This window comes from Pseudomonas sp. Pseusp11 (genome assembly GCF_047304405.1).
Lineage (GTDB): Bacteria > Pseudomonadota > Gammaproteobacteria > Pseudomonadales > Pseudomonadaceae > Aquipseudomonas.
The window spans coordinates 58,375-82,229 of sequence record NZ_JBGLZF010000007.1 but is presented as its reverse complement, the minus strand read 5'-3'; the positions used below and the strand labels follow the sequence as shown (position 1 = coordinate 82,229).

At 56.5% G+C, this 23,855-nt stretch carries 20 protein-coding genes and 1 pseudogene; 17 read left to right on the top strand and 4 right to left on the bottom strand.

The annotated features are described in order from the left end of the window. Nucleotides 1–37: 37 nt before the first annotated feature. Nucleotides 38–823 (top strand): methyl-accepting chemotaxis protein, encoded by a 786-nt coding sequence (locus tag ACCC96_RS07990; protein ID WP_413695557.1) that lies wholly within the window; start codon nt 38–40, stop codon nt 821–823. A gap of 30 nt (nt 824–853) precedes the next feature. On the opposite strand, the gene ACCC96_RS07985 is transcribed toward ACCC96_RS07990, so the two are convergent. Further along, the gene (locus tag ACCC96_RS07985; RefSeq protein ID WP_413695440.1) at nt 854–1,489 is read right to left on the bottom strand and encodes a LysE family translocator; all 636 of its coding nucleotides are present in this window, start codon (nt 1,487–1,489) and stop codon (nt 854–856) included. Between the two features lie 235 nt (nt 1,490–1,724). Between ACCC96_RS07985 and ACCC96_RS07980 the strand changes: the two genes are divergently transcribed. The 5 genes from ACCC96_RS07980 to ACCC96_RS07960 are packed head-to-tail and all read left to right on the top strand — an operon-like array spanning nt 1,725 to nt 6,732. Next, nucleotides 1,725–3,302 (top strand): ABC transporter substrate-binding protein, encoded by a 1,578-nt coding sequence (locus ACCC96_RS07980; protein WP_413695439.1) that lies wholly within the window; start codon nt 1,725–1,727, stop codon nt 3,300–3,302. Next, nucleotides 3,299–4,333, top strand: a complete 1,035-nt coding sequence (locus ACCC96_RS07975) for an ABC transporter permease (RefSeq protein ID WP_413695438.1) — start codon at nt 3,299–3,301, stop codon at nt 4,331–4,333. Before ACCC96_RS07980 ends, ACCC96_RS07975 begins: the two co-directional genes overlap by 4 nt. Continuing rightward, the gene (locus tag ACCC96_RS07970; protein WP_413695437.1) at nt 4,330–5,184 is read left to right on the top strand and encodes an ABC transporter permease; all 855 of its coding nucleotides are present in this window, start codon (nt 4,330–4,332) and stop codon (nt 5,182–5,184) included. The genes ACCC96_RS07975 and ACCC96_RS07970 overlap by 4 nt, the downstream gene beginning before the upstream one ends. Continuing rightward, nucleotides 5,174–6,022 (top strand): ABC transporter ATP-binding protein, encoded by an 849-nt coding sequence (locus ACCC96_RS07965; RefSeq protein ID WP_413695436.1) that lies wholly within the window; start codon nt 5,174–5,176, stop codon nt 6,020–6,022. Before ACCC96_RS07970 ends, ACCC96_RS07965 begins: the two co-directional genes overlap by 11 nt. Then, complete coding sequence (locus ACCC96_RS07960) at nt 6,019–6,732, top strand: ABC transporter ATP-binding protein (protein ID WP_413695435.1); 714 nt, start codon at nt 6,019–6,021, stop codon at nt 6,730–6,732. Before ACCC96_RS07965 ends, ACCC96_RS07960 begins: the two co-directional genes overlap by 4 nt. Before the next feature lie 168 nt (nt 6,733–6,900). On the opposite strand, the gene ACCC96_RS07955 is transcribed toward ACCC96_RS07960, so the two are convergent. Both ACCC96_RS07955 and ACCC96_RS07950 read right to left on the bottom strand, forming a co-directional pair. Further along, a complete protein-coding gene (locus tag ACCC96_RS07955) occupies nt 6,901–7,803 on the bottom strand; it encodes an NADP-dependent oxidoreductase (RefSeq protein WP_413695434.1) in 903 nt (300 codons plus the stop codon). Nucleotides 7,804–7,884: 81 nt separating this feature from the next. After that, complete coding sequence (locus ACCC96_RS07950) at nt 7,885–8,733, bottom strand: DODA-type extradiol aromatic ring-opening family dioxygenase (protein ID WP_413695433.1); 849 nt, start codon at nt 8,731–8,733, stop codon at nt 7,885–7,887. Nucleotides 8,734–8,877: 144 nt separating this feature from the next. Between ACCC96_RS07950 and ACCC96_RS07945 the strand changes: the two genes are divergently transcribed. Then, the gene (locus ACCC96_RS07945) at nt 8,878–9,792 is read left to right on the top strand and encodes a LysR substrate-binding domain-containing protein (RefSeq protein ID WP_413695432.1); all 915 of its coding nucleotides are present in this window, start codon (nt 8,878–8,880) and stop codon (nt 9,790–9,792) included. A gap of 35 nt (nt 9,793–9,827) precedes the next feature. Here ACCC96_RS07945 and ACCC96_RS07940 read toward each other — a convergent pair whose 3' ends face one another. Next, nucleotides 9,828–10,742, bottom strand: coding sequence for a LysR family transcriptional regulator (locus ACCC96_RS07940; RefSeq protein ID WP_413695431.1), 915 nt, complete (start codon nt 10,740–10,742; stop codon nt 9,828–9,830). Nucleotides 10,743–10,841: 99 nt separating this feature from the next. On the opposite strand from ACCC96_RS07940, the gene ACCC96_RS07935 reads away from it, so the two are divergent. The 10 genes and pseudogenes from ACCC96_RS07935 (at nt 10,842) to ACCC96_RS07890 (ending at nt 23,841) form a co-directional block, all read left to right on the top strand. Then, on the top strand, nt 10,842–11,894 hold the full coding sequence (locus tag ACCC96_RS07935; RefSeq protein ID WP_413695430.1) for a Rieske 2Fe-2S domain-containing protein: 1,053 nt from the start codon (nt 10,842–10,844) through the stop codon (nt 11,892–11,894). 2 nt (nt 11,895–11,896) lie between these two features. Continuing rightward, the gene (locus ACCC96_RS07930) at nt 11,897–12,853 is read left to right on the top strand and encodes a PDR/VanB family oxidoreductase (RefSeq protein ID WP_413695429.1); all 957 of its coding nucleotides are present in this window, start codon (nt 11,897–11,899) and stop codon (nt 12,851–12,853) included. Between the two features lie 36 nt (nt 12,854–12,889). After that, nucleotides 12,890–13,789, top strand: coding sequence for an alpha/beta hydrolase (locus tag ACCC96_RS07925; protein WP_413695428.1), 900 nt, complete (start codon nt 12,890–12,892; stop codon nt 13,787–13,789). Between the two features lie 451 nt (nt 13,790–14,240). Beyond that, the gene (locus tag ACCC96_RS07920) at nt 14,241–15,872 is read left to right on the top strand and encodes a DUF1302 domain-containing protein (RefSeq protein WP_413695427.1); all 1,632 of its coding nucleotides are present in this window, start codon (nt 14,241–14,243) and stop codon (nt 15,870–15,872) included. Nucleotides 15,873–15,884: 12 nt separating this feature from the next. After that, the gene (locus ACCC96_RS07915) at nt 15,885–17,261 is read left to right on the top strand and encodes a DUF1329 domain-containing protein (RefSeq protein ID WP_413695426.1); all 1,377 of its coding nucleotides are present in this window, start codon (nt 15,885–15,887) and stop codon (nt 17,259–17,261) included. 73 nt (nt 17,262–17,334) lie between these two features. Beyond that, a complete protein-coding gene (locus ACCC96_RS07910) occupies nt 17,335–18,438 on the top strand; it encodes a WD40/YVTN/BNR-like repeat-containing protein (RefSeq protein ID WP_413695425.1) in 1,104 nt (367 codons plus the stop codon). A 4-nt stretch (nt 18,439–18,442) separates the two neighbouring features. Then, nucleotides 18,443–20,950 (top strand): efflux RND transporter permease subunit, encoded by a 2,508-nt coding sequence (locus ACCC96_RS07905; protein WP_413695424.1) that lies wholly within the window; start codon nt 18,443–18,445, stop codon nt 20,948–20,950. A gap of 5 nt (nt 20,951–20,955) precedes the next feature. Then, nucleotides 20,956–21,789: a cache domain-containing protein gene (locus ACCC96_RS07900; RefSeq protein ID WP_413695423.1), complete on the top strand. Its 834-nt coding sequence runs from the start codon at nt 20,956–20,958 to the stop codon at nt 21,787–21,789. A 93-nt stretch (nt 21,790–21,882) separates the two neighbouring features. Next, nucleotides 21,883–22,983, top strand: a pseudogene (locus ACCC96_RS07895) (methyl-accepting chemotaxis protein); the annotation flags it as partial. Beyond that, nucleotides 22,978–23,841 carry a methyl-accepting chemotaxis protein gene (locus tag ACCC96_RS07890; protein ID WP_413695556.1) on the top strand — a complete coding sequence of 288 codons (864 nt, stop codon included), beginning with the start codon at nt 22,978–22,980 and terminating at the stop codon, nt 23,839–23,841. The pseudogene ACCC96_RS07895 and the gene ACCC96_RS07890, both read left to right, overlap by 6 nt. Nucleotides 23,842–23,855: the final 14 nt, after the last annotated feature.

Genomic DNA, 23,855 nt, shown 5'->3' with positions numbered 1-23,855 from the left:
TGCCACCGAACAGGTCAATGAAGTGGCCAAGCGAGTGATGCAGACCTCCAGCTCCTCCATTACAAACTCCGACGATCAGGCCAATCGCACCAACAGCATTGCAGCAGCAATTAATGAGCTGGGGGCGGCGGCTCAGGAAATTGCGCGCAATGCCGGTGATGCCTCACTCCAAGCCTCGGATGCCCGCCTTCAGGCGGAAGGTGGCCGTCAGGTGGTGACGCAGACGATCGGTGCCATGAACGGGTTATCAGGAAAAATCCGCGTGTCATGCAGCAACATTGAGGCGCTCAATGGCAAGACGGAGAACATCGGACGCATCCTTGAAGTGATCAAGGGTATTTCCGAACAGACCAATCTTCTGGCGCTCAATGCCGCTATCGAAGCTGCACGGGCGGGCGAGGCCGGTCGTGGTTTTTCCGTAGTAGCAGACGAGGTTCGTAGCCTGGCATACCGCACTCAGACGTCAGCCCAGGAAATCCACACGATGATTGAAGAGCTTCAGGTGGGCGCCCGTGAGGCGGTATTCACTATGAGCGAGAGTGAGCGCTACAGTCAGGACGGCGTGATTATCGCCAACCAGGCAGGTGAGCGACTGGGCAGCGTAACTCAGCGCATTGGCGACATTGACGGCATCAATCAGTCGGTGGCGACCGCAACTGAAGAGCAGACTGCGGTCATAGATTCGTTAAACGTTGACATCACCAAGATCAAAACCCTCAACCAGGAAGGCGTGGAAAATCTCCAGGCTACCTTGCTTGCCTGTGACGAGCTTGAGCGGCAAGCCACGCGACTCAAGCAGTTGGTGGATGGTTTTCGAACTTAGTCCAGGCAAACCACAAGCGTCGGTATGAACTCACGCGCGCGAGAACAGCAGCTTTATACCCGCAGCGCCGAAGACTAACCCCAGGGTGCCTTCGATCCATCGGCGTGCCCGGCGATAACCTCGAATCATCGGTGTAGTGGAGAAGACGATCGCATAGCTGCAGAAGATAGTGACGCTCAGTACGGCACAGCCAGCCAGGATAATCACAACTGTTTCAGGCGTCGCGTGTGGCCCCAGCCCCAGAGTCATGGTTGCAATCCAACCCAGCAGCGCCTTCGGGTTTGTGAGGTGCATAAGCAGGCCACGCCGGTAGAGGCCAAAGCCCGAAATGGTTGGTGCCGCAGCCAGTTCTTTTTGAAGGCGCTCGTCAGAGTTGAGGGCGGAGCGGCCAGCTTTGATGGCGAGGAAAAGCAGGTAAATCCCTCCGACTATTTTGAGGGCGAAGAGTGCCTGTGCGTATTGGGCCAGAATGGCTGATACGCCCGTGGCAGCCATCGACCCCCAGAAAAACGAACCACTGATTACACCTGCTGCCAGCACAAGCGCAGGTTTTCTTCCCTGGTGCATGGCGACGCCCATGATGCGCATGTTGCTGGGGCCAGGGCTAGCCGCTCCAACAATATAGGCTGTGAAGACGAGCAGGAGATGATGGAAATCAAATGACATTAATAGCCCCTTAACAAAGTCACATGCCAGTTAGCAGCTTCAGTGTTTGCACCATATGACGAAGGCGATGACGGTTGCAAGAATGCGCCAGTCCAAGGTTTGTGAAAAGGCAGGACGAGCCTGGTGGGCAACTCAAAAAACGATATAAGTTAATGACTAAAAACTATTTTTTTTATTCCTAAAAGCAATATATCGTCAATTTCCAAGAACGGTATTTTGTCATGAGGGATTCGATATGCGGCGTCTTACGGCTTTGGCAATAGCAATAGCAATCAGTGGTTCTACGTGGGCGAAGACTCCCGCGGACACATTGATCGTGGCGCGTTCGATCGACGATATCGCCAGCCTTGACCCCGCTGAAAGCTTTGAAATTACCGCTACCAACACCTTGGCAAACCTGTACCAGCGCTTGCTCGAACCTGACCGCAATGATCCGTCGGTACTGGTCCCTGCGTTGGCGGAAAGCTGGACGGCAGGCAGTGACGATAAGAGTCTGGTCTTCGAACTTCACGATGGAGCAACCTTTGCTTCGGGCAATGCAGTACGTCCGGAGGACGTAATTTACTCTTTCAAGCGCGTCGTCAAACTGAACAGAACCCCTGCCTTCATTCTGGGTGAGCTGGGTTGGACGGCGGACAACATTGACAGCTTCCTGACCAAGGTGGACGACCATCACGTTCGAGTTGCCTGGCCGGCCGGGGTAGGTAGTGCGTTTGCCTTGAGCATCCTGTCAGCGACCCCGGTTGGTTTTATTGTCGATAGGGTCGAAGTCGAGAAGCATGCCCAAGGTGCAGATTTGGGCAATGCCTGGCTGAAAAACCACTCGGCAGGCACGGGTGCTTACGCGTTGCGCTCTTACACTCCCCATGAAGCAGTAGTCTTGCAGGCGAATCCCCATGCTGTCGTAGTGCCCAAGCTGAAGACGGTGGTGATCAAAAATGTCACCGACCCCGCGACTCGTCGTCTGCTGGTGGTGCAAGGCGATGCTGACCTTGCGTTTGATCTGGGCGCCGACCAGTTCAATGCCCTGGAACAGCAAAAGGGTGTGACAGTCCAGCGCTTCCCTTCATCGATGATCTACTACTTGGGTATCAATAGCGGCAATACCCAGGTCCCCGCTTTGAAAAATCCTGCTTTCTGGGAAGCTGCCCGGTGGCTTGTGGATTACCAGAGCATTTCCAAGGATTTGTTGAAAAACCAGTACAGCGTGCACCAGGCTTTTCTGCCGAATGGAGTAGCCGGTTCAGTGAGCGATACGCCGTTCAAGCTGGACGTGAATAAAGCCAAAACGATTCTGAAAAATGCCGGTATCGCTGAAGGCACGAAGGTTGAATTGAGTGTCTTCAATCTGCCACCCTACACCGACATTGCCCAGGCGTTGCAATCGAGCTTTGCGAAAGCCGGTATCGACATCGCTGTTCGTCCACTGGTTGAGAGCGAGCTGTGGGCGAAAATGCGAAGCCGTGACTACCAACTGATCTTTACCTATTGGGGCATGGATTATCTCGATCCCAACTCCAACGCCAGTACCTTTACCTATAACGTCGCCAATGGACCGAAAACTCTCGCCTGGCGCACCCAGTGGGATATCCCGCAGTTGAGCGAAGAAACCCGCGCCGCCGCCGCGGAACGCGACTCGCAAAAACGCAGCGCCTTGTACGGTCACTTGCAAAAAGCCGTGCAGGACAACTCGCCCTTTGTGGTGGCGCTGCAAGGCCGTAACCAGGTCGCGGTCCATGACGGGGTAGAGGGCGTACTCCAGAACATCACTGTTTCGCTGCCGTATTTTGATCAGGTGAGTAAAGCCAAGTGAGGGCAGGGGCTTCTCGCAGGGGCCGTGTGGCAGGTACGGGTTTGTTAACCTTGTTGATCACGCTGATCGGCCTGCTTTTCTTCACCTTCCTGTTGACCACGTTGTCACCGGTTGATCCGGCATTACGCATTGCCGGGGATCGTGCCAGTGAGTCATCGCTGGCTCAGGTGCGGACCGAACTTGGACTCGATCAACCCTGGCCGGTGCGATTTGGCAGCTACCTCAATCATCTGGCACAGGGAGATTTGGGCGTTTCCAATACCTCCCGCCAACCTGTGCTGGGTGATTTAAAGCGTGCATTGCCCGCGACTCTGGAGCTCGCCACCTTGGCAATTTTGCTGGGCGCCAGTCTTGGTTTGTCGTTGGGTCTGTTGGCCGCCTGGCGCCCGGGTGGCTGGATCGATACCCTGGTGAGGTTGTTCTCACTGATTGGCTATTCGGTGCCAGTATTCTGGCTCGGCCTGCTGATGTTGTTGCTGTTTTACGCCAAATTACAGTGGGCAGGAGGCCCTGGTCGCCTGGACGATTCGTTTTTTTACAGCATCGAATTGTCCAGCGGCTGGATGTTGTGGGACACATGGCGCTCCGGTGAAGCGGGGGCTTTGGCTAATGCATTCGCGCACTTGGTGTTACCGGTGTTGGTCTTGGGATTTTATGCCATGGCAGGTATCTGCCGGCTCTCGCGTTCCGCTTTGCTGGGAGAGATGGGTAAGGAATATGTGATTACTGCATTGGCTAAAGGTGCCGGGCGCGGGCGTGTGTTATTGCATCACGTTTTACCCAATGTCGCGGGCACGCTCGTGGTGGTGGTTGCCCTTTCCTACGCCAGCTTGCTCGAAGGTTCCATTCTTACCGAAACTGTTTTTGCCTGGCCGGGTATCGGCCGTTATTTGACTACCGCTTTGTTCGCCGGTGATGTGCCAGCGATCTTGGGGAGCACGTTGCTGATTGGTCTTTGTTTCGTGGTAGTCAATGGTGTCGCTGATGTGCTGGCAGGCATGATTGATCCGCGCACTCGGGAGTTGCTATGAGCCTTTCTATAGCCTTCGACAGTGTATTGGCGCAACGATGGTGGTGTCGCTCGCCAGCCTTGGCCCTGGGTGGGTCACTGATTGTATTACTGGTGTTGTTGGCGCTGTTCGCGCCGCTGTTGAGCGGCTTTGATCCGAACCACCAGAATATCCAGGAGCGCCTGGTACCACCGTCAACTCTTCATTGGTTGGGTACCGACGGTTTTGGCCGTGACCTTTTCACGCGGTTACTCTACGGCACCCGTCCAACCTTATTGCTAGTGTCACTGGTGTTGCTGCTGACCCTGCCCATTGGTGTGTTCGTCGGTGTCACTGCAGGATTCTATGGCGGCTGGCTCGAGCGAATTCTGATGCGAATGACCGATGTGGTCATGGCTTTTCCACAATTGGTATTGGCGTTGGCGTTCGTCGCTATTCTTGGGCCTGGCCTGCTCAATGGTGCGCTGGCACTGTCCCTCACGGCGTGGCCGGCGTATGCCCGCCAGGCCAGAGCCGAGGCCAGTGTCCTGCGCGATAGTGACTACCTCGCCGCCGCTCATCTGCAAGGTATACGGGGTGTGCGTTTGTTACTCGGGCATGTATTGCCGTTGTGCCTGCCGTCGGTGATTGTGCGGGTGGCCTTGAATCTGGGCGGCATCATATTGGCTGCTGCCGGCCTCGGTTTTCTCGGACTGGGTGTCGAGCCTCCGACGGCAGAGTGGGGCTCGATGGTTGCAGATGGGAGCCGTGTCATTTTCGATCAGTGGTGGGTCGCTGCAGCACCGGGTATCGCCATTCTAGTGACGAGCCTGTCCTTCAATCTGCTGGGCGATGGCCTGCGCGATGTTCTGGATCCCCGTCATGGCACGTGATGAAACCTTGCTGGATGTACGCGGCCTGCGTGTCGGGTTCCCAGGCACTGGCACTCAGTTGATTGAAGTCGTTAAGGGCATCGAATTCACAGTCGGTGCTGAAAAGGTTGCCCTGGTAGGGGAATCCGGTTCGGGCAAATCACTGACCGCTCGCGCGTTGCTTGGGTTGGTACCACGTCCCGGTAGGGTCTCTGCTGAGCATCTGCGGTTGGGGCGCACTGATCTGCTGGGGTTGGGCGAAAAGCAGTGGCAGGCCCTGCGTGGTACGTCACTGTCGCTGGTGTTGCAGGACCCGAAATACTCCCTGAATCCGGTGCTTAAAGTGGGTACCCAGGTGGAAGAGGTGCTGGTATTACACACCAGGCTTGGGCGTCGTGAGCGTCGTGAAAAAGTTCTGGAAATGCTCGAAGCAGTAGGCTTGCCGAATCCCGCGGCCCTCTATGATCGTTATCCTCATGAACTGTCCGGGGGTATGGGGCAGCGGGTCATGTTGGCGGCGATGCTGATCAATAATCCTCGCGTGTTGATTGCTGACGAACCGACTTCAGCGCTGGACAGCAGCCTGCGGGACCAAATGCTTGAGTTGATCATGGGCCTGGTGGAGAAACGGGGCATGGGCTTGCTGTTGATCAGTCACGACTTGCCCCTGGTTGCCCGGTATTGCGACCGAGCGCTGGTCATGTACCGGGGTAATATTGTCGATCAGTGCCGCGCAGGGGAGTTGGCCACAGCCAGCCATCCGTATACAAACACCTTGTGGAACTGTCAGCCATCGGCGTTGAGCTATGGGCGATTACTACCTACCCTGGACCGAAGCCTGCTGGAGGATCGGCCGTGAGTGTCGTGGACATCGGCTCGTTGAGCGTGAGTTTCAAACGCGGCTTAAGTCACTTCATCGCACTGCAAGTAGAGCAGATACAAATCGCGCCTGGTGAGTGCTTCGGTTTGATTGGCGGCTCAGGTTCCGGCAAGTCGACCTTGTTACGGGTGCTTGCGGGGCTGCATCGTGATTGGCAGGGTGCCGTTCAGTTGTTCGGCCAGTCACTCACTGCACAGCGAGCCTTTTCTGGCACTCTGCGTCGGGATGTTCAGATGGTGTTCCAGGATCCTTATGCTTCACTGCATCCCTTACACCGAATTCGTCGCAGCTTGCGCGAGCCGCGGCAAATCAACGGGCTGCCTTTTGATGAGGCCAGTCTGGTGGCGTCATTGGAGCAAGTGGGATTGCCAGGCGAAGTTCTGGAGCGTTTTCCGCACCAATTGTCCGGTGGTCAACGCCAACGTATTGCCATTGTTCGTGCTTTGCAGCTGCAGCCAAAGTTGCTGTTGCTTGACGAGCCAACCTCGGCGCTGGATATGACCGTCCAGGCGGAAATACTCAATCTGCTTCAAAGACTACGTCGCGATACCGGAATGACCATGATCCTGGTCAGCCATGATATCAACACGGTTGCACACTTATGTGACAGGGCGTTGTTGATCAAGCGGGGATGTATTGAGCAACGTCTTGATCGTGCAGAGTTATCCGCACGAGCCGAAGGCGGATGACGATACTGGTTGTTCGCGTTTCAGGGGGCGAAGTTCCTGGCCTTGGGCTGTCGCAATTACTGAAGCACTTACCTTATCAACGATCTATACGGCATCAGAATATGGCGGACGCTGAACAGCGTCCGTCGCGTCAGAGGCTCGACGAGACGGACGAGACATCCATGATGCTCAATGTTTTAGTACGACCTTACCCTGAACTCCGCCAGCGACGGCGCTTTGGGCCGCGGCAATTTCGCTGAGCGGGAGCGTCTTGGCAATTGGGATGATGAGCCGGCCTTCGGAAGCGGCCTTGAGTACCGCATCCATGGTGTCCGCATCGGTGCGATGACGAAGCTCGTGAATAGTCACACGGTCGTCGGAATTGGCCCCCTCGGGAACCTGAACGATGCTGGCAACCTGACCACCGTCCCGCACATGGTCGATCAGAATTCCCGCGACGGCAGGTGCAGTGCTGATGGCAAAATGGAAAGTGGCTTGTGCCGGCTGTTCAGTGATATCGATTGCTTCGCCCGCCAACAAACGAGCACCCTCAAGCCGTTCGGATCGAACCCCAGCCACCGGTTTCGCCCCAATCTCCTGAAGGTACTGGATCGCGGCGCGACCAACCATACCGAGTGCGCCGGAAATCAGGACACGGTCGCCCGCTTTGATACCGAGGATATCGACCGTTTGCCGTCCGGTGAGCCCAACTTTTACCAAAGACGCACCCTGCTCGAAACTCAGATTGGCTGGGAGCTTGGCAACGGATGAGGCTGGCAAGACCCCATATTCAGCATGGGATCCGTTGCCATTGGCGAGAAAGTCGCCCACGACCCGATCGCCGACGGCGAGTCCAGTCACACCTGCGCCAAGTGCGGCAATGGTACCCGCAGCATCTCCACCTAATACGGCAGGAAGTTCCAAGGGGATGTATTGGGCCATGAAACCCTGGCGAAGGATAAGATCGAACGGGTTTATCGCAGAAGCTTCGATCTTGATTAGAACTTCGCCAGCTTCCGGCTTGGGCATAGGCACTTCACCTATCATGAACTGATCGATGCCACCGTAAGATTTGAGAAGAGCAGCTTTCATTGTGTTAACTCCTTTAAGTTTTTCGTCTCTCGTGGCCGGCGATGTTCGTTAACGGTACGAGTGGCTTGAATGTAGGATTGGTCAATGTGCCTTTCCTCGGATGGAGGTGGCTGCAGGAGAATGACCAAAGCGAAAGCTGGATGTCGTCAACCCGCCCGCGAAATCGCTCTGATGGTAGGTGACGGCTCCGGGTTCGTCTTCGGCTGCGCCCACAACCACCATCAACGGAATCAGATGGTCTTCGCGCGGGTGTGCGGCGCGGGCGAGGGGAGCCTGGTCCCATACGAGCAATCGCTCTGCGCGCTCGTTGGGTGTCGAGTGGACGAGCGTCCGCTGAAGCCAGTCGTCGAACAGACGAGATGGCTCATATCCACTGGTGCCCCGCATTTCCCGTAGGTTGTGATAGCTGAGACCGCTGCCGATGATCAGCACACCTTCATCCCGCAATGGCGCGAGTGCTCGTCCGACCGCAAGGTGCCGCGCGGAGTCGAAGCCGGCATCGAGCGACAGCTGAACCACAGGAAGCTCTTCTCCCGGATAGAGCGGCTTCATGATGCTGAAGGTGCCATGGTCAAAACCGCGAGAGGGATCGAGTTGCGCCTTGATGTTGCCTGCGTGCAAAAGCTCCTGTACTCGCTCGGCGAGCTCCGGTGATCCCGGCGCGCCATATGTGATGTGGTAGAGATACTCGGGGAAGCCGGAGTAGTCGTAAACCATGCCCGGTTTGGCGCCGGACGAAATAGCGAAACCTTCTTCCTCCCAATGGCCCGAGATGACCAAGATGGCCCTGGGCGAGTTGCCGAGCTCAGCTCTCATTTCGATCAGCGATTGCTCGAGTTTGTCGAAGTTGCGGCGGAATTCGCCGGTCATATATGGCCATGGGCCGCCGCCATGACTGATGAAGTAGGTCGGGAGACGAGAATTGTTCATTGCGTATGTCCTTTCAAGCAGCGATACCGCAGGCCGGTTGGGGCAACTGCATCCGGGCGTGCTTTGATAACGGAGCTTAACGTTTCACAATAATTGATCTACAGGCTTTATATTGAAGGACTATTTCCTGTGGATTGATGATTGATGGATACGTTATTGAGTTTGCGTGTCTTCTGCGCGGTAGCGGAACTCAAAAGCTTCACGGCAGCAGCCGAGCGCCTTGGTCTCTCGCCAGCGATGGCGAGCAAACATGTAATGCACTTGGAGAACCGGCTTGGAACCAGGCTGCTCAACCGGACGAGCCGCCATGTCAGCGTGACGGAAACCGGAACACTCTATTTCAATCAGGTCTGGCAGATGCTCGACGGACTCGACGAGGTGGAAGCTGCCGTAAGTAATGTCACTGTTACCCCCCGTGGGACGTTAAAGCTGAGTGTGCCAGTGTGGATTGCCAATACCCTTATCGCCCGCATGATTGCCGAATATCATCTGCGTTATCCCGAGGTGTGTCTCGACATGGATTTCAGTGGCCGGATCGTCAATCTCGTGGACGAGGGCTTCGATCTCGCCCTGCGTGCAACGGCCCCCGAAAAACTCGATCCCGGTCTCATCGCGCGTCCACTCACAAAAATCATTTTTCACCTTGTAGGTTCGCCCGCCTATCTGGCGCGTACCGGTCGGCCGACGAAAGTTGCTGACCTCAACGGCCATTCGTTGCTGCTCTATAGCGGGATGAACGCCAACGGAAGTTTGACCATAGACGGTCCGGAGGGTCAGGAAACGCTAAAGTTTCAGCCCGTGATGAGAAGCGAGAACGAGACCATGCTGCATATGGCGGCGCTCGAGGACATGGGGCTCGTCTTTCTGCCGGCGTTGATGATCCAGCCTGACATCGCCGAAGGGCGGCTGGAGAGGGTGCTGCCGAACACACTGAGTTTCAGCTCAACCCTCTACGCGGTCTATCCCAGCCGGAAATATCTTTCCGCAAAGGTCCGCACCTTCATAGACTTTATTTCTTCGCAACCCGGTCTTTGCCCAGCGATTGAAAACGAACAGTGACGGGATGATCTTCCTTGTGCCTAACACCACGCCTTTCAGCTCATATATCTGTCGAAAAGAAGCTTAACCAGCTGGCGCAGCCATATATTCCCGGGGTCATGGTGATAGCGCGGGTGCCAATACTGTCGCAGGTGCAAGCTGGGAGACTTGATCGGGGTTTTTATCACCTTGACCGCGTTGTAGCGTAGGAAAGTTTTTCCCAGTTCACTGGGGACGGTAGCAATTAAACTCGGGTTTTTCTCCAGTATCATCGGGACCGTAATAAAGTGTGGGGTTGTAAGGTAAATGTCTCTGCGATGTCCCAACTCATCGATGAACTGGTCGTAGCGGGTACTTCTGTCTGACAGAACGACGGAAACATGCTTCATGCCCAGGAACTGTTCAAGGTTTACTTCGTCGCCAGGGTATGTACAACTGACAATGGTGCAAAAAGAGTGCATGAACAGCTCTTGTTGAAAAAGGTTAGGGTCCTGAATGTAGTGGGACCCTATGGCCAAATCCGTATCACCTCTCTCCAGTGAATTCGCAATATGCTCGGTGGGTAATTGCGACGTCCGTATTCGGCAATGGGGGGCCACTTCCTGAAGTTCCTCAATCAGCCTGGGCAAAAAGACCAACTCACCCATATCCGTCATACAAAGGCTGAAGACCCTGGTGGATGTCATAGGGTCGAAACTGGCTTGTGCCAACAGCTTGTGCTGTACGGCGGATACGATCTCCAGAACTGAATCCCCCATCTTCTCGGCGAAAGGCGTCGGCTTCATCGAATCGCCAATACGGACGAAGAGAGGGTCTTCATAGAACTCCCGTAGACGACGTAGTGCATGGCTCATGGCGCTTTGCGTCAAGCCAAGATGCTCAGCCGCCCGAGATACGTTGCGCTCTCGCAGAAGCGCATCGAACGCGAGCAGCAGGTTCAAATCGAATTTCTTACCATGAATGGTATGCATGATCTGTATTAGCTCCATGATCTATGCGCATATATGATCCGCCTCTAGCATGGCGTCAGCAAGTAAGAAAAAACAAAAACAAGAGATGAGGATAACGTCATGCTTCTTCGTAATGCTTGGTATGTGGCCGCCTGGTCGAGTGAGGTTCCAGTCGACGACCTTCTAGCAAGAACGATTCTTAATGTGCCTGTAGTGCTATGGCGTGATAGCACTGGAGCGGTTGTAGCCTTCGAGGACCGTTGCTGTCACCGCGGTGCTCCCCTGTCGAAAGGGCGCCTGGAGGGCGATCAGCTTCGCTGTATGTACCATGGCCTGCTGTTTGATACAGCCGGGCAATGTGTAGAAATACCCGGACAAGAACGCATTCCTCCGCAAGCGAAAGTACGCACATTCCCCGTCGTGGAGAAACATAAGTGGATCTGGATCTGGGTGGGTGATGCCAGCCTGGCGGACCCGTCGCAGATTCCCGATACCCATTGGCTGGATGACCCGCAGTGGAGAAGTCTGGAGGGGTATACCTATTACACCACCAACTATCTCCTGATCGCTGACAACCTGCTCGACCTCGCCCATTTGCCCTACGTTCATCCAAACACGCTGGGTGGTGATGAGGCTTATGCGGCCTGTATACCTCAGGTCGAAAAGTTGGAGAACGGTGTTCGGGTGACGCGTTGGGGTGAAGGCATCAAACCGGCGCCTTTCGTGCAGAAGATCAAGAATTACCCGGGACCGGTTGATCGGTGGAATATCTACGATTTCCTGTTGCCCAGCATCTTCCTGATGGATTCGGGCATGCAGCCGTGTGGGCACAATGCCAAGGAGGGGAATCGAGTCAATGCAGCAGAGTTCCGTAGCACTCAGGCGCTCACGCCAGAGACGGACGAATCCACTCATTACTTCTTTTCGCAGCCTCACAACTTCGCCATCGACGATCCAGCGGTGACGCAGGCGATTCACGACCAAGTTATCACCGCGTTCGAAGAAGACAGCGACATGATTCATGCGCAAGACCGCATGTTGAAGCTAACCTCTGATTTCAAAATGATCCCGATCGGAGCGGATGCGGCACTTTCGTACTTCAGATGGCTTGTGGCGAAGGCTTATAAAGCTGAGCAGGCGGCGAGCAATCCCGTCAAGATCCAGGAGGCCTGAAAATGAGCGATTGGAACCGCGTTCGAGTGAAGGCGATTGTGCGGGCTGCGGACTCCATCCTGGATATCCACTTGCTGGCCGAAGACGGTCAACCGCTACCTGCGGCTGAGGCTGGCTCGCACATTGATGTACGCCTGCCAAATGGGTTGATCAGGCAGTACTCCATTCACCGATACGACCCGGTGGACGCAAGCTACTCAATCGGGGTCGGCTTATCTGAGCCGTCACGTGGTGGTTCGGCGTTTATTCATATCCAACTGCGAGTTGGCGACGTGCTGGAAATCGGCGCGGTTCGGAATAACTTTCCGCTGGAGCGAGACGCAAGTGCTTACCTGTTCATTGCTGGTGGTATCGGCATTACGCCGATTCTCAGTATGATTCGCTGGTGCGACGCGAATGACAAACCGTGGCAACTTCTTTACTGCGTGCGCTCGCGATCCCGAGCCGCTTACATCGAGCACTTGCCTCGTGGCGGAAAACTAGTGTTTCACTCGGATGAAGAAAACTCCGGTCGCCCCGACCTGCAGACGTTCATCCGTCAGGCTGGCCCTACGGACCACCTTTATTGCTGTGGGCCTGCGCCGCTCATGGACGCGGTACGGGGTGTCGCACAGGCGTACCTGCCTTCCGGACAGGTGCATTTCGAGTTGTTCAGCGCGCCGCAGTCGAATGCTGCTGAAAAGCCACAGGACAGTAGCTTCGTGGTGGAACTTGCCCGCAGCGGCATGGAACTTACCGTACCTGCCGATACCAGCCTCCTCGATGCGCTCGAAGGGGTGGGGATAATGGTGCCTTATTCCTGCCGGGAGGGGCTTTGCCGTACCTGTGAATGCCAAGTATTGGCCGGTGAGGTTGATCACCGCGACTATGTCCTCAGCGATGAAGAGCGTGCATCCAATACGGTCATTCTGCAGTGTGTTTCCCGTGCCAGGTCCGCAAGACTGGTGCTCGATCTCTGACTTGCACTGGATTCACGCTGTGCCCTGGAGGCAATGATGAGTCGTTTCGAACTGAACGCTATTCGTGGCGAGCTTCTTTCTCGTAGAGAAAATCCTCCTGGGTCGTTGCAGCAGGCCCGGATTGGGTTCGACCAATTGTGCAAGCGCTTTTTACCGCCGCCTGGTTGCAATTCCGCGGCTTCGACACTCGGTGGAGTGCCTGTGCGGACGTTAGCCTACCTAGAATCCCGACGCTCGTTGCTCTATGTCCACGGCGGTGGATTTATGGTGGGCAGCGCTGAAGGGTTTGAGGGGATTGCCGGCACGCTGGCTTCTGGTACGTCCTCCAAGGCTTATGTGGTCGATTATCGACTAGCGCCTGAACATGCTTATCCGGCTGCGCAGCAAGACGTTCTGACTGCCTACGCGGCGTTGCTCGCAAGCAGTGAAAGGGCGAGCGATATTGTGTTGGCGGGGGACTCGGCGGGAGGACAGCTCATCATGGCCGCCCTGATTCAGGCCCGGGCCATAGGGATGGAAATGCCAGGTTGTGTCGTGCTGTTTTCTCCTTGGGTGGATCTTGCCCTCAGAGCAGAGAGCATTCATACCAAGGCGGGTGTGGACTGCTTCCTCACACCTTCGAAGCTGCAGGCCTGCGCTAGCGCCTATCTGGGAGAGCAAGCTGAGGCCGCTACTTTCATCCTGGACGCCGATCTGGAAGGTATGCCGCCGTTGATGATTCAAGTGGGGGAGTCTGAAATCCTGCTGGACGACGCGGTACGCCTGGCGAGAAATGCCGGATCGGCGGGCGTGGAAACCAGGCTGGAAGTATGGCCCGGAATGTTTCACGTCTGGCAAGCGTATGCGCCGGCTCTCTCTGAGGGGCGTGAGGCGCTTGCTGCTGCCGTCGACTTCATGAACAGGGTGCTGAAACGGAAAAAGGCCGTTGACGCATGACAGTTGTTTGCAGGCATCTGCGCTGCCGCAGTGCAGGGCTTTCTTCCAAAACGACCCCCAGCATCGTGACCCACGACTCGCTTGATTGCTGTTTCAAATCACCTGATTGGCCAGCGCTTCTGCGGCTTTTATCCGGGGTGCGAGCCCAGGCATTACCTGCATTCTCCTGGCAAAACAGATTGTGAAAAAAAGATGCGAAGCCATGCTTGACAGGAGCCTCTTCTCGCAGTAAATATACGATACGTTCCGTATCAAAATGAAAGTCCGACATTGCTGCTATCACAGAGGTTTGTGGGCACTGTCATTCGAATGGAGCTTAAGCAAGGAGCGTTTTTTGATATCCAGCGAAACCTAATACAAAAACAATAGAGGTTCGTATATGCGTCTACTCAAATGTGCCGTGCCTGCATATTCGATGCTTTTCTGTCGGTCGCATTTTTTTTCGTGCGTGATGACAGGTAGTGCATTGAGTCTGATCTCGCTGAGTGCCAGTGCCTTCCAATTCAATATGAACGATAGCGACTACAGTGTTCGCTGGGACAACACGCTGAAATACAGCTCCGCCTGGCGCCTGAAGGACCAGAGCAGCAAGCTCACCAAAGGCCAAACTGCTCTTAACCAGGATGACGGTGATCGCAACTTTGACAAGGGACTGATTTCCAATCGGCTCGACATCCTCTCCGAGATGGATATCGGTTATCGCAACTTTGGAGCCCGTGTCAGTGGCGCCGCCTGGTTCGATACCGAATACCAAAAAGACACTGACAACGACGCCCCGGCCCGTGCCAACCAGCGCTCGGTCGCCTTCGATGAGTTCACTGACGATACCCGGCACCTGCACGGCGGTGACGCCGAACTACTGGACGCGTTTGTCTACTGGAACGGCGAGCTGGCGGAAAAGAGCCTGTCCGTGCGTCTTGGTCGTCATGGCCTGATCTGGGGCGAAAGTCTGTTCTTCGGTGGCAACGGCATTGCCGGTGGCATGGCCCCGGTGGATGTGGTCAAGGCGATTTCGGTACCGAACACGCAGTTCAAGGAAATCACTCGCCCCGTCAACCAACTGTCCACCAGCTACCAACTGACCGATGATCTGTCGCTAGGCGCGTTCTACCAATTCGAATGGGAAGAGACTCGCCTGCCAGGCGTCGGCAGCTACTTTTCGGTCACCGATGTCGTCGGTGAGGGTAGTGAGCGTCTGATCGTCGGCGAGCCATTCCCGGATTTCCTCGGCGGCAATCCGAACAGTCCGGCGGCATTCTTCCATGGCAATGACAAGGAGGCTCGCAGTTCCGGCCAGGGTGGTCTGCAGTTGCGCTATTCGGCAGGTACTGTCGACTACGGTCTCTATGCCCTCCAATACCACGAGAAGACGCCCCAGATTTACCTGAGGCCCAATGCGACCGGCCCCAATTTCGCCACCGGTGAGGTGGGCAACTACTCTTTGGTTTACCCAGAAGATATCCGGGTGCTCGGTGCCAGTTTCGCCACTTCCGTCGACGAGTTCAGTTTCGCCGGCGAGGCCTCGATGCGCTGGAACATGCCGTTGGTATCCAATACTCAGACGGTGTTGGCCGGTGAAGCAGCGGACAACGATAACCATCCGCTCTACGCGGTCGGACACACGGCACATGTCAACTTGAACGTCATCGCTTCACTGGGGCCGTCATTCGTTTCCAATGAGGCCGCGTTGGTGGGTGAGGTGGCATGGAATCGGCTGCTTAGCGTGACCAAAAACAGCGCGGCGTTGAATCCCAACACCACTGACGATGCTCTGGGTATCAAGTTGGTGTACACCCCGACTTACCGCCAGGTCTTTCCCGGCATCGACCTCAGCGTGCCGGTGGGCCTCAGTTATTTTCCAATGGGCAAGTCCGCGGTGGTCGGCAGTTTCGGCCCGGACAAGGGCGGCGATTTCAACATCGGGGTCAGTGCTAACTACCGTGAGCGCGTCACCGTCGGCCTGACCTACACCCACTTTTACGGGCCCGAAGACACCGCCCTCGACGCGGCCAATCACTTCACCATGAAGCAGTCGCAGAAGGATCGGGATTTCCTAGCCTTCTCCGTCAAAACCACATTCTAAGAGGACTTGCGCATGATTTCCGAATTCAAACTCAAGTCGCTGTGTTTCGTTTTGCTCACGGGCGTTCTGATCAGCAGTTTGCTGCAGCCAGCCATTGCAGCGACAACTGAAGCGTCTGAGCTAGGTAAAACCCTGACACCTTTTGGTGCCGAGCGTGCAGGCAATGCCAATGGCAGTATTCCTGCCTGGGACGGTGGCTACACCAAGGTCGATCCATCCTTCAAGCAAGGCGGTACCCGCCCGGATCCATTTGCCGCCGAAAAGCCGTTGTTCAGCATTACCGCGAAGAACATGGAGAAATACGCCGACAAGCTCAACGATGGCGTCAAAGCCATGTTCAAGCGCTACCCGGACACCTACCGAATCGACGTATACCCGACTCACCGCACCTCGGCGGCGCCGCAATGGGTGTATGACAATATTCGCAAAAACGCGACCGAGGCCAAGCTGGTAGAAACGAGTGCCGGACCTGCTCCGCAGGGGGCTTATGGTGGGGTTCCGTTTCCTATCCCGAAAAGCGGCATTGAGGTCATGTGGAACCACCTGCTCAACTGGCGCGCCACTTCCATCGCCACGCATTTTCGCGACTATTTGATAACGGCTGATGGCAACCCGGTCCTGGCTACTGAAGGTAAAGGCATTCAAGAGATGCCGTATTACTACCAGGAAGGTTCGGCCGCCGACTTTAATGGTAACTACTGGTTGTTCCGTCTGCTGAACCAAGGCCCGCCGATCCGTGCCGGTGAACAGATTCTGGGGCAAGCCTACCTCAACGAAGATCAAACCCAGACCTACGTTTATCTCCTGGGCCAGCGTCGGGTACGCAAGCTGCCGAACTCCTGCTGCGATACGCCGACACCGGCCACGGCCGGCGTGATGAGCTTCGATGAACTGTCGGTGTTTACCGGGCGCCTGGATCGTTTCAAATGGACGCTGGTGGGTAAGAAGGAAATGTACGTCCCCTATAACGCCAACAAGGCAAATACCGCCGCCAAACCGGAAGACCTGTTCGGCAAAAATCACCTCAACCCCGACTACATACGCTGGGAATTGCACCGCGTTTGGGTGGTTGACGCTGAACTGGCCCCGGGAGCACGTCATCAGTTGCCGAAGAGCCGTTACTACGTCGATGAAGACACCTGGCAGGCCATGCTCGCTGATCGCTGGGATAGCAGTGGCGCGCTAGCCAAAACGCTGTGGACGCTACCTATGGTGCTGCCAGATGTGCCCGCGGTTGCCCAATTGTCTTCGGGCTTCTATGACCTGAACTCTGGTGCCTGGTTCATGCAGGGGATCTTCGCCGGTATGTCGGATCAGTATCGCATCGTCGATCGTTACAAGAAGTCTGAGTTTTCTCCGGCTGCCATGGCGGGCCAGGGTGTGCGTTAAGGTCGCAGTTGCCTGATAGGCGTCGGCTGTCCAGCCGATGCCTTTGCAATACGCGCCTACTTGAGAATAAAAAATGATAAATATCCGTCATGTCAGTGGACTTGTACTGGCCTCCGTGTTGTCCGTCACTACCTCCATCTGCCGCGCTGAAACCAAGGCTGTGGGTTCCGTGTTAACAACGCCTGCCATGCAGATTGTTGCCCCCTCCAGGGCGGTGTTTATCGATCTGGCGCGGGCTGCCGATCGACTGATCGCTGTTGGGGAGCGTGGGCTCATCGTTCTGTCGGACGATAATGGTCATTCATGGCGGCAAGTACCGGTGCCGGTCTCCGTCAGTCTTAGCTCCGTCTATTTCGTGGATGCCCAACGAGGCTGGGCGGTCGGTCATTCTGGAACTGTTTTGGCCACCATCGACGGGGGCGAACATTGGGCGGTGCAGTTAAGTGGTTTGCAGGCTGCACAAATCGAATTGCAGGCCGCTCAGGCTGAAAAGGTCACTGCGAGCGATGCCGAAGCCGCCGATATGCGTCTGCAAAATGCCGAGCGGCTGATTGCCGATGGGCCGGATAAACCCTTCCTGGCGATTCGGTTTTCCGATGCCAACCACGGCTTGGTTGTCGGTGCCTATGGCATGGCATTCGCGACGCAAGATGGGGGGGCCAGTTGGCACTCGCTGATGGGACGTATCGAGAATCCATCGCTCGTGCACCTTTATGCAATTGCTGAAAAAAACAACCTCTGCTTCCTCGTGGGAGAGCAGGGATACCTAGCGCGTTCAATCGATAACGGACAATCATTCAAGCAACTCGAAAGTCCCTATGAAGGCAGTTTCTTCACCGCCCAAGTGCGCGATGACGGCGCGTTGTTGGTCGCGGGCCTGAAAGGCCATGCGTATCTCTCCAGTGATGACGGTGACAGCTTTCAGCGTATTGCTGTTTCGTCGCCCGTTTCTTTCAGTAGCTCCGTGCGATTGGCCGACGGCACTTTGTTGTTGGCTAATCAGGCCGGGGGCATTTTCAGTAGCGCAGCCTCACATGGCGCCGCGTTGCAATCTGTAGGAAAACCCTTGGGGCTGCCAGTTAGCAGCCTGCTCGAGGCGGCCGATAAAAGTTTTATCGCTGCCGGTTTTGCTGGCTTGTCGCGCTTTGCTCATCCAGCCACAGATGTTTCGGAGTGAGGCTATGAAATCTTCAAGCAGTTCAAATACCTTCGAGCTTAATGATTTCGACGTTCGCTCGGGTTCAATGGTCGAGCGGGCCTTGTTCAACCATCGTCACTGGGTGCTGTTTCTGTGTCTGGTGACGACGCTGCTGCTCGGTTGGCAATCCACGCGCATCGTGCTCAATGCCAGCTTCGAAAAGATGATCCCTACCGGGCATCCCTACATCGCTAATTATCTGAACAACCAGAAGGAGCTGTCGGGCCTGGGCAATTCGCTGCGCATTGCGGTTGCCAATACTAAAGGGGATATCTATGACGCCGACTACCTGCATACCCTGCAGGTGCTCAGTGACAAGATTTACCTTCTGCCGGGCGTTGACCGCGCCTACATGAAGTCGCTCTGGACACCGGCGACCCGCTGGGTGTCGGTCACCGAGGAGGGCCTGGAGGGTGGGCCGGTGATCCCGGACAGATACGACGGCAGCGCCGCGTCGCTGGCCATGCTGCAGCGCAATGTGCAGCTGTCCAATGAAATCGGTCGGTTGGTGGCTTTGGATCAACGCTCCAGCATTATCTACGTGCCTCTGCTGGCGCGTACCGCCGACGGCAAGCCGCTGGACTACGCCACATTGTCCGACCAACTCGAAGCGCTGCGTGGGCAATACCAGAACGACCACATCGAAATTCATATCACGGGCTTCGCCAAGAAGATGGGCGATCTGATCGAGGGGCTGGAGCAAATCCTGTTGTTCTTCGCCGGCGCTATCGTCATCACCACCCTCGTGCTTTATGGCTACACCCGGTGCATACGCAGTACGTTGCTGGTGGTGTTCTGCTCGCTGGTCGCGGTGGTCTGGGAGCTGGGCCTGTTGCCGCTGCTGGGTTACGAACTGGATCCGTATTCGGTGCTGGTGCCATTTTTGGTCTTCGCCATCGGCATGAGCCACGGCGCGCAAAAGATGAACGGCATCATGCAGGACATAGGCCGTGGCATCCATCGTCTGGTGGCTGCGCGCCTTACCTTTCGCCGTCTGTTTCTCGCCGGCCTTACCGCGCTCTTGTGCGACGCCGTGGGTTTCGCGGTGTTGATGATCATCCAGATCCAGGTGATCCAGGACCTGGCTATCATTGCCAGCATCGGCGTCGCAGTGTTGATCTTCACCAACCTCATCCTGTTGCCGGTGCTGCTGTCTTATGTGGGCGTCAGCCCAAGCGCGGCCCAGCATAGCCTCAAGAGTGAGCGTGCGGAGGAAGGGGGCCAGACGCGCCATCCTTTCTGGCGTTTCCTCGACCTGTTCACCCGTAACCCTTGGGCCGCGATTTGTGTCGGCACCAGTCTGGTGATGGCGGTGCTAGGCTTCATGGCCAGCCAGCACTTGGCGATCGGTGACCTGGATCCCGGCGCTCCCGAACTGCGCGCGGACTCGCGTTACAACCAGGACGATGCGTTCATGACCCGCAGCTACGGTGCCAGCAGCGACCTCTTTGCGGTGATGGTGCGCACGCCACAGAGTGCCTGCTCGCGCTACGACATCCTGCGTAAGGTCGACGAACTCGACTGGCAATTGCGAAATCTACCAGGGGTCGACTCGACCAATTCTCTGGCGTTGCTCAACCGGCGAATGCTGGTGGGGCTCTCTGAGGGCAGTCCGAAGTGGTTCGAGCTGCAGAACAACCAGGCAATGCTCAACATGATTACCGCAAGCGCGCCTCGCGGGCTCTATAACGAGTCCTGCAGCTTGCTGACACTCTATGTCTATCTTTCCGACCACAAGGCCGAGACCCTGACACGCCTGGTAGAGCATGTCGAAGCCTTCGCCGCCGCCAATGACACCGATGATGTGAAGTTCCAGCTCGCCGCCGGTAACGCCGGGATCGAGGCCGCCACCAACATTGTGGTCAAGGACGCCAACCGCGAAATGCTGTTTTGGGTTTACGGTGCGGTGATCCTGCTCTGCCTGATCACCTTCCGCTCCTGGCGCGCCACGCTCTGTGCGGTGATCCCATTGATGCTCACCTCCATCCTCTGCGAGGCGCTGATGGTGGGCCTGGGTATCGGGGTCAAAGTCGCTACGCTGCCGGTGATCGCCCTTGGCGTGGGCATCGGGGTTGATTACGCACTTTATGTGATGAGCATCCTGCTCGGTCATCTGCGTCAGGGGGCCAGCCTGTCCGAGGCGTATTTCCGTGCCCTGGTCTCCACGGGCAAGGTGGTCATGCTCACCGGCGTCACCCTGGCCATTGGCGTGGGCACCTGGATTTTCTCACCCATCAAGTTTCAAGCAGACATGGGCGTGCTGCTGGCCTTTATGTTTGTCTGGAACATGGTCGGGGCCCTGGTGTTGCTGCCGGCGCTCGCCTATTTCCTGCTGCCGACAACCCGGCGTCACGATGAGGTTGTCTCGTTGCCGGCAACCCAGCGTCGCGATGAGGTCACCACGCCGCTGGTGGTCAATGAGCCACGCGGCTTGGCTGGCGGCCTGAAGCACGTCGGTCGCAGTGTCTTAGCATCCCCCTTCACGGAGTGACTTCCATGCGTTTGATTGCCTTGCTGTGGTGCGCGTTTTCGCTCATGAGCGCTACCGAAATGGCCACAGCAGATGAAGAGCAACGTGCCCGCAAGTTGTTGCAGGCGGCCGTCGAGTACTACCAGGCGCAGGGTGACGCCGCTTTCGCGGCCTTCAGTCGCCAGGGCGAATTCATTGATGGCGAACACTATGTATTCGTGGTCGATACCCACGGCGTCATGCTCGCCAGTGGCGGCACGTCATCTGTGCTGATTGGTCGCGATGTCACCGAGGCGCTGGAGCCGGAACTGCGTGACGGCTTCCGCCAGGCTTTGGAAGGCAAAGCAGGAGAGGTGCGGGTGGCCGAGTATCGCTGGATGAACGCCCGCGACGCCAGGGTAGAGCACAAGCGGGTGTTCTTTCAGCGCGTGGGGGATCGCGTCATCGCCGTCGGTTTCTATCAACCGCGGGCCACGCCACAGCAGGCCCAACAACTGCTTGATCGCGCGGTTGTCGCCCTCAAGCAAGAGCCGCAGGCCAGCATTGCCGCTATCAACGCGCTGTCACCACGATTTCGCGAGGATGATCTCTACGTCTTTGTGATTGATCTGAACACCGGTCGCTACTTGGCTCACGGCTACAACCTGCGATTGCTCGGCGTAGAGTTCTCCAGCGTGCGTGACCCTGATGGCAAACCCGTGGGCGAGCCGATCCTCGCGCTGATGAAGGATCGCCAGGACGGTGGTTACGATTACCGCTGGAAGAACCCGGTGACCGGCAAGGTGGAAGATAAATACGCCTTGTTGCGCAAGACCGGCCATCTACTGGTCGCGGTTGGGTATTACAAGAAGTCCGAGTGATCCGTTGACGGGCCATAACAATAAAAAGGATTCCTGTCATGAACCGGTTTTTTGCTTCATTGATTTTGCGCTTCATCCTGACCGTGCCCGGACATGCAGTCTGCCCTCAGGGGAAAGATCATGTCTTGGGTTAGCCTCGCATTGGGTAGGCTTTCTGTTGGCGCCAAGCTGTCAACGGGCTTTGGCCTGGTTCTGCTGACCACCGTGATCGTGGCAGGCACGGCATTCAGCTCGATCGCTTTACTGCAATCTCGTACCGAGCTCCTGCGGGATGCCCTTCAGATCAAAGCCAAGGTGCTTCAGGCGAGAATCTCCGAAAAAGAATATGCGATCGGCTTGCAGCCGGAGGCCGAATCGCAAGTACGCGCAATTATCGAAGAGCTCCAAGTCGAGCTTTCGAAGGGCGATGAACTGGCGCGTGGCGAAATGAAGGAGGCAGTTGCGGCGTACTTGAAACAGTTCCAACAGTACACCGAGGCATTGCGCGGACTACGGGATTCTCGACTGAAAATGCAGCAGCTTGCCGCAAATGCTGGCGACAATTTCACGGCCGTCTTTCTCGATCAGATAGACGCGGTCAACCTGAAGACGGAGGCCGGTACTCTCCCAGAAGCGCAACAGATGAACCAGTTGGAGCAGGCAGCGAGCCTCAGGGACAAGCTGGCCAGAGTCCGCGAGCGTGAACTGTACTACACCGAAAGTGGCGACCTGCATCACCGAAATGATTGGGAGCAGGGCATGAATGAGGTCCTTGCCGCTACAAAAAATCTGGTCATTCGCGTCGGCGAGGAGGGTCAGGAATCCCTGCAGCAGGCGTTACTCGCGCTGGACCAATACCGACAAGCCTTCGATCAGTTTGCAATCAGCCACAATCAGATTGCCCATACCCGTGAGGCGATGAAAAAAGAAGGCCAGTACTTGGGTGAGTTGCTGGCTCAGCTTGAGCAAGACCAGGCTTCTCTCATCACGCAAGACAATCAGCGGGCCTACCGCCAGATGACCCTGATCACGCTCTTGGCCCTGTGCCTAGGCATAGGGGCGTGCCTGGTGATTCGCCAACTGATTCTTCACCCCTTGCGTCAGACTGTACTGCTGGCCAATAGAGTCTCGGAGGGAAACCTTACGGGTGGCGATACGCAGATAACCGGCAAGGACGAACTCGGGCAGTTGCTGCGCACAGTCAACGGGATGCTCGTCAGCTTGCGCCACCTTGTGGGGCGTATCGGCCATGGCATAACAGACCTCAACAGCACCGCTGACAGCCTCGTACAGGTGATGGAGCACAATCGATCAGGGGTCGAGCAGCAGCGTTCGGAGACCGAACTGGCTGTAATGTCCATGCAGCAGATGAGTGCAACGGCACACGAAGTGGCGCGCAACGCGTCACAAGCCAGTGAAGCCGTTGTCATCGCCGACGGCTTTGCGCGGGAAGGCGACGCGTTGGTCAAACAAGTCACCGATCAAGCTGAGCGGCTGGCACTGGAAATGACAGGGTGCGCCAGCGTAATGGAGACGCTGTTGCAAGAATGCACCTTGATTGGCGGTGTCCTGAGCGTCATCAAATCGGTAGCCGAACAGACCAATTTACTCGCCCTTAACGCTGCCATTGAAGCCGCACGCGCCGGTGAGCACGGGCGAGGGTTCGCCGTAGTGGCCGATGAGGTACGTGGCCTGGCCCGACGAACCCAGAGCTCGACCAGTGAAATTGAAGCGTTGATTGAACGTCTTTGCGGTGCGGCCCAGCGGGCTGCCGAACGGCTCCATAAGAGCCGCGGCCTCACCGATGAGTCGGTGATATTGGCCGGTCAGGCCTCCTCGGCATTGGTAAGGATTACCCAGGCGGTATCGAGCATCGAACAGATGAATGAACAGATTGCTGCTGCCGCCGAACAACAAAGTGTTTTAGCCGAGCAGGTCAATCAGAGCATGGCGAGGGTTCGCGCTGTTGGAGAGCAAAGCGCCAGACAAAGCCAGGAACTGCAGGCGTCTACCTTGGGTTTGCAAGAAATTGGAGGTGAGCTTGGCATCGCAGTAGGGCACTTCAGGACGTAAGGAACTCGAACCGA

Bases quoted from the DNA above. Each gene is read 5' to 3' on its own strand.
- ACCC96_RS07945 (WP_413695432.1), top strand. From the start codon at position 8,878: ATGGATACGTTATTGAGTTTGCGTGTCTTCTGCGCGGTAGCGGAACTC.
- ACCC96_RS07910 (WP_413695425.1), top strand. From the start codon at position 17,335: ATGATAAATATCCGTCATGTCAGTGGACTTGTACTGGCCTCCGTGTTG.
- ACCC96_RS07985 (WP_413695440.1), bottom strand. From the start codon at position 1,489: ATGTCATTTGATTTCCATCATCTCCTGCTCGTCTTCACAGCCTATATT.
- ACCC96_RS07955 (WP_413695434.1), bottom strand. From the start codon at position 7,803: ATGAAAGCTGCTCTTCTCAAATCTTACGGTGGCATCGATCAGTTCATG.
- ACCC96_RS07965 (WP_413695436.1), top strand. From the start codon at position 5,174: ATGGCACGTGATGAAACCTTGCTGGATGTACGCGGCCTGCGTGTCGGG.
- ACCC96_RS07990 (WP_413695557.1), top strand. From the start codon at position 38: ATGCAGACCTCCAGCTCCTCCATTACAAACTCCGACGATCAGGCCAAT.
- ACCC96_RS07940 (WP_413695431.1), bottom strand. From the start codon at position 10,742: ATGCATACCATTCATGGTAAGAAATTCGATTTGAACCTGCTGCTCGCG.
- ACCC96_RS07890 (WP_413695556.1), top strand. From the start codon at position 22,978: ATGCTCGTCAGCTTGCGCCACCTTGTGGGGCGTATCGGCCATGGCATA.
- ACCC96_RS07900 (WP_413695423.1), top strand. From the start codon at position 20,956: ATGCGTTTGATTGCCTTGCTGTGGTGCGCGTTTTCGCTCATGAGCGCT.
- ACCC96_RS07930 (WP_413695429.1), top strand. From the start codon at position 11,897: ATGAGCGATTGGAACCGCGTTCGAGTGAAGGCGATTGTGCGGGCTGCG.
- ACCC96_RS07925 (WP_413695428.1), top strand. From the start codon at position 12,890: ATGAGTCGTTTCGAACTGAACGCTATTCGTGGCGAGCTTCTTTCTCGT.
- ACCC96_RS07915 (WP_413695426.1), top strand. From the start codon at position 15,885: ATGATTTCCGAATTCAAACTCAAGTCGCTGTGTTTCGTTTTGCTCACG.
- ACCC96_RS07970 (WP_413695437.1), top strand. From the start codon at position 4,330: ATGAGCCTTTCTATAGCCTTCGACAGTGTATTGGCGCAACGATGGTGG.
- ACCC96_RS07905 (WP_413695424.1), top strand. From the start codon at position 18,443: ATGAAATCTTCAAGCAGTTCAAATACCTTCGAGCTTAATGATTTCGAC.
- ACCC96_RS07980 (WP_413695439.1), top strand. From the start codon at position 1,725: ATGCGGCGTCTTACGGCTTTGGCAATAGCAATAGCAATCAGTGGTTCT.
- ACCC96_RS07950 (WP_413695433.1), bottom strand. From the start codon at position 8,733: ATGAACAATTCTCGTCTCCCGACCTACTTCATCAGTCATGGCGGCGGC.
- ACCC96_RS07935 (WP_413695430.1), top strand. From the start codon at position 10,842: ATGCTTCTTCGTAATGCTTGGTATGTGGCCGCCTGGTCGAGTGAGGTT.
- ACCC96_RS07920 (WP_413695427.1), top strand. From the start codon at position 14,241: ATGACAGGTAGTGCATTGAGTCTGATCTCGCTGAGTGCCAGTGCCTTC.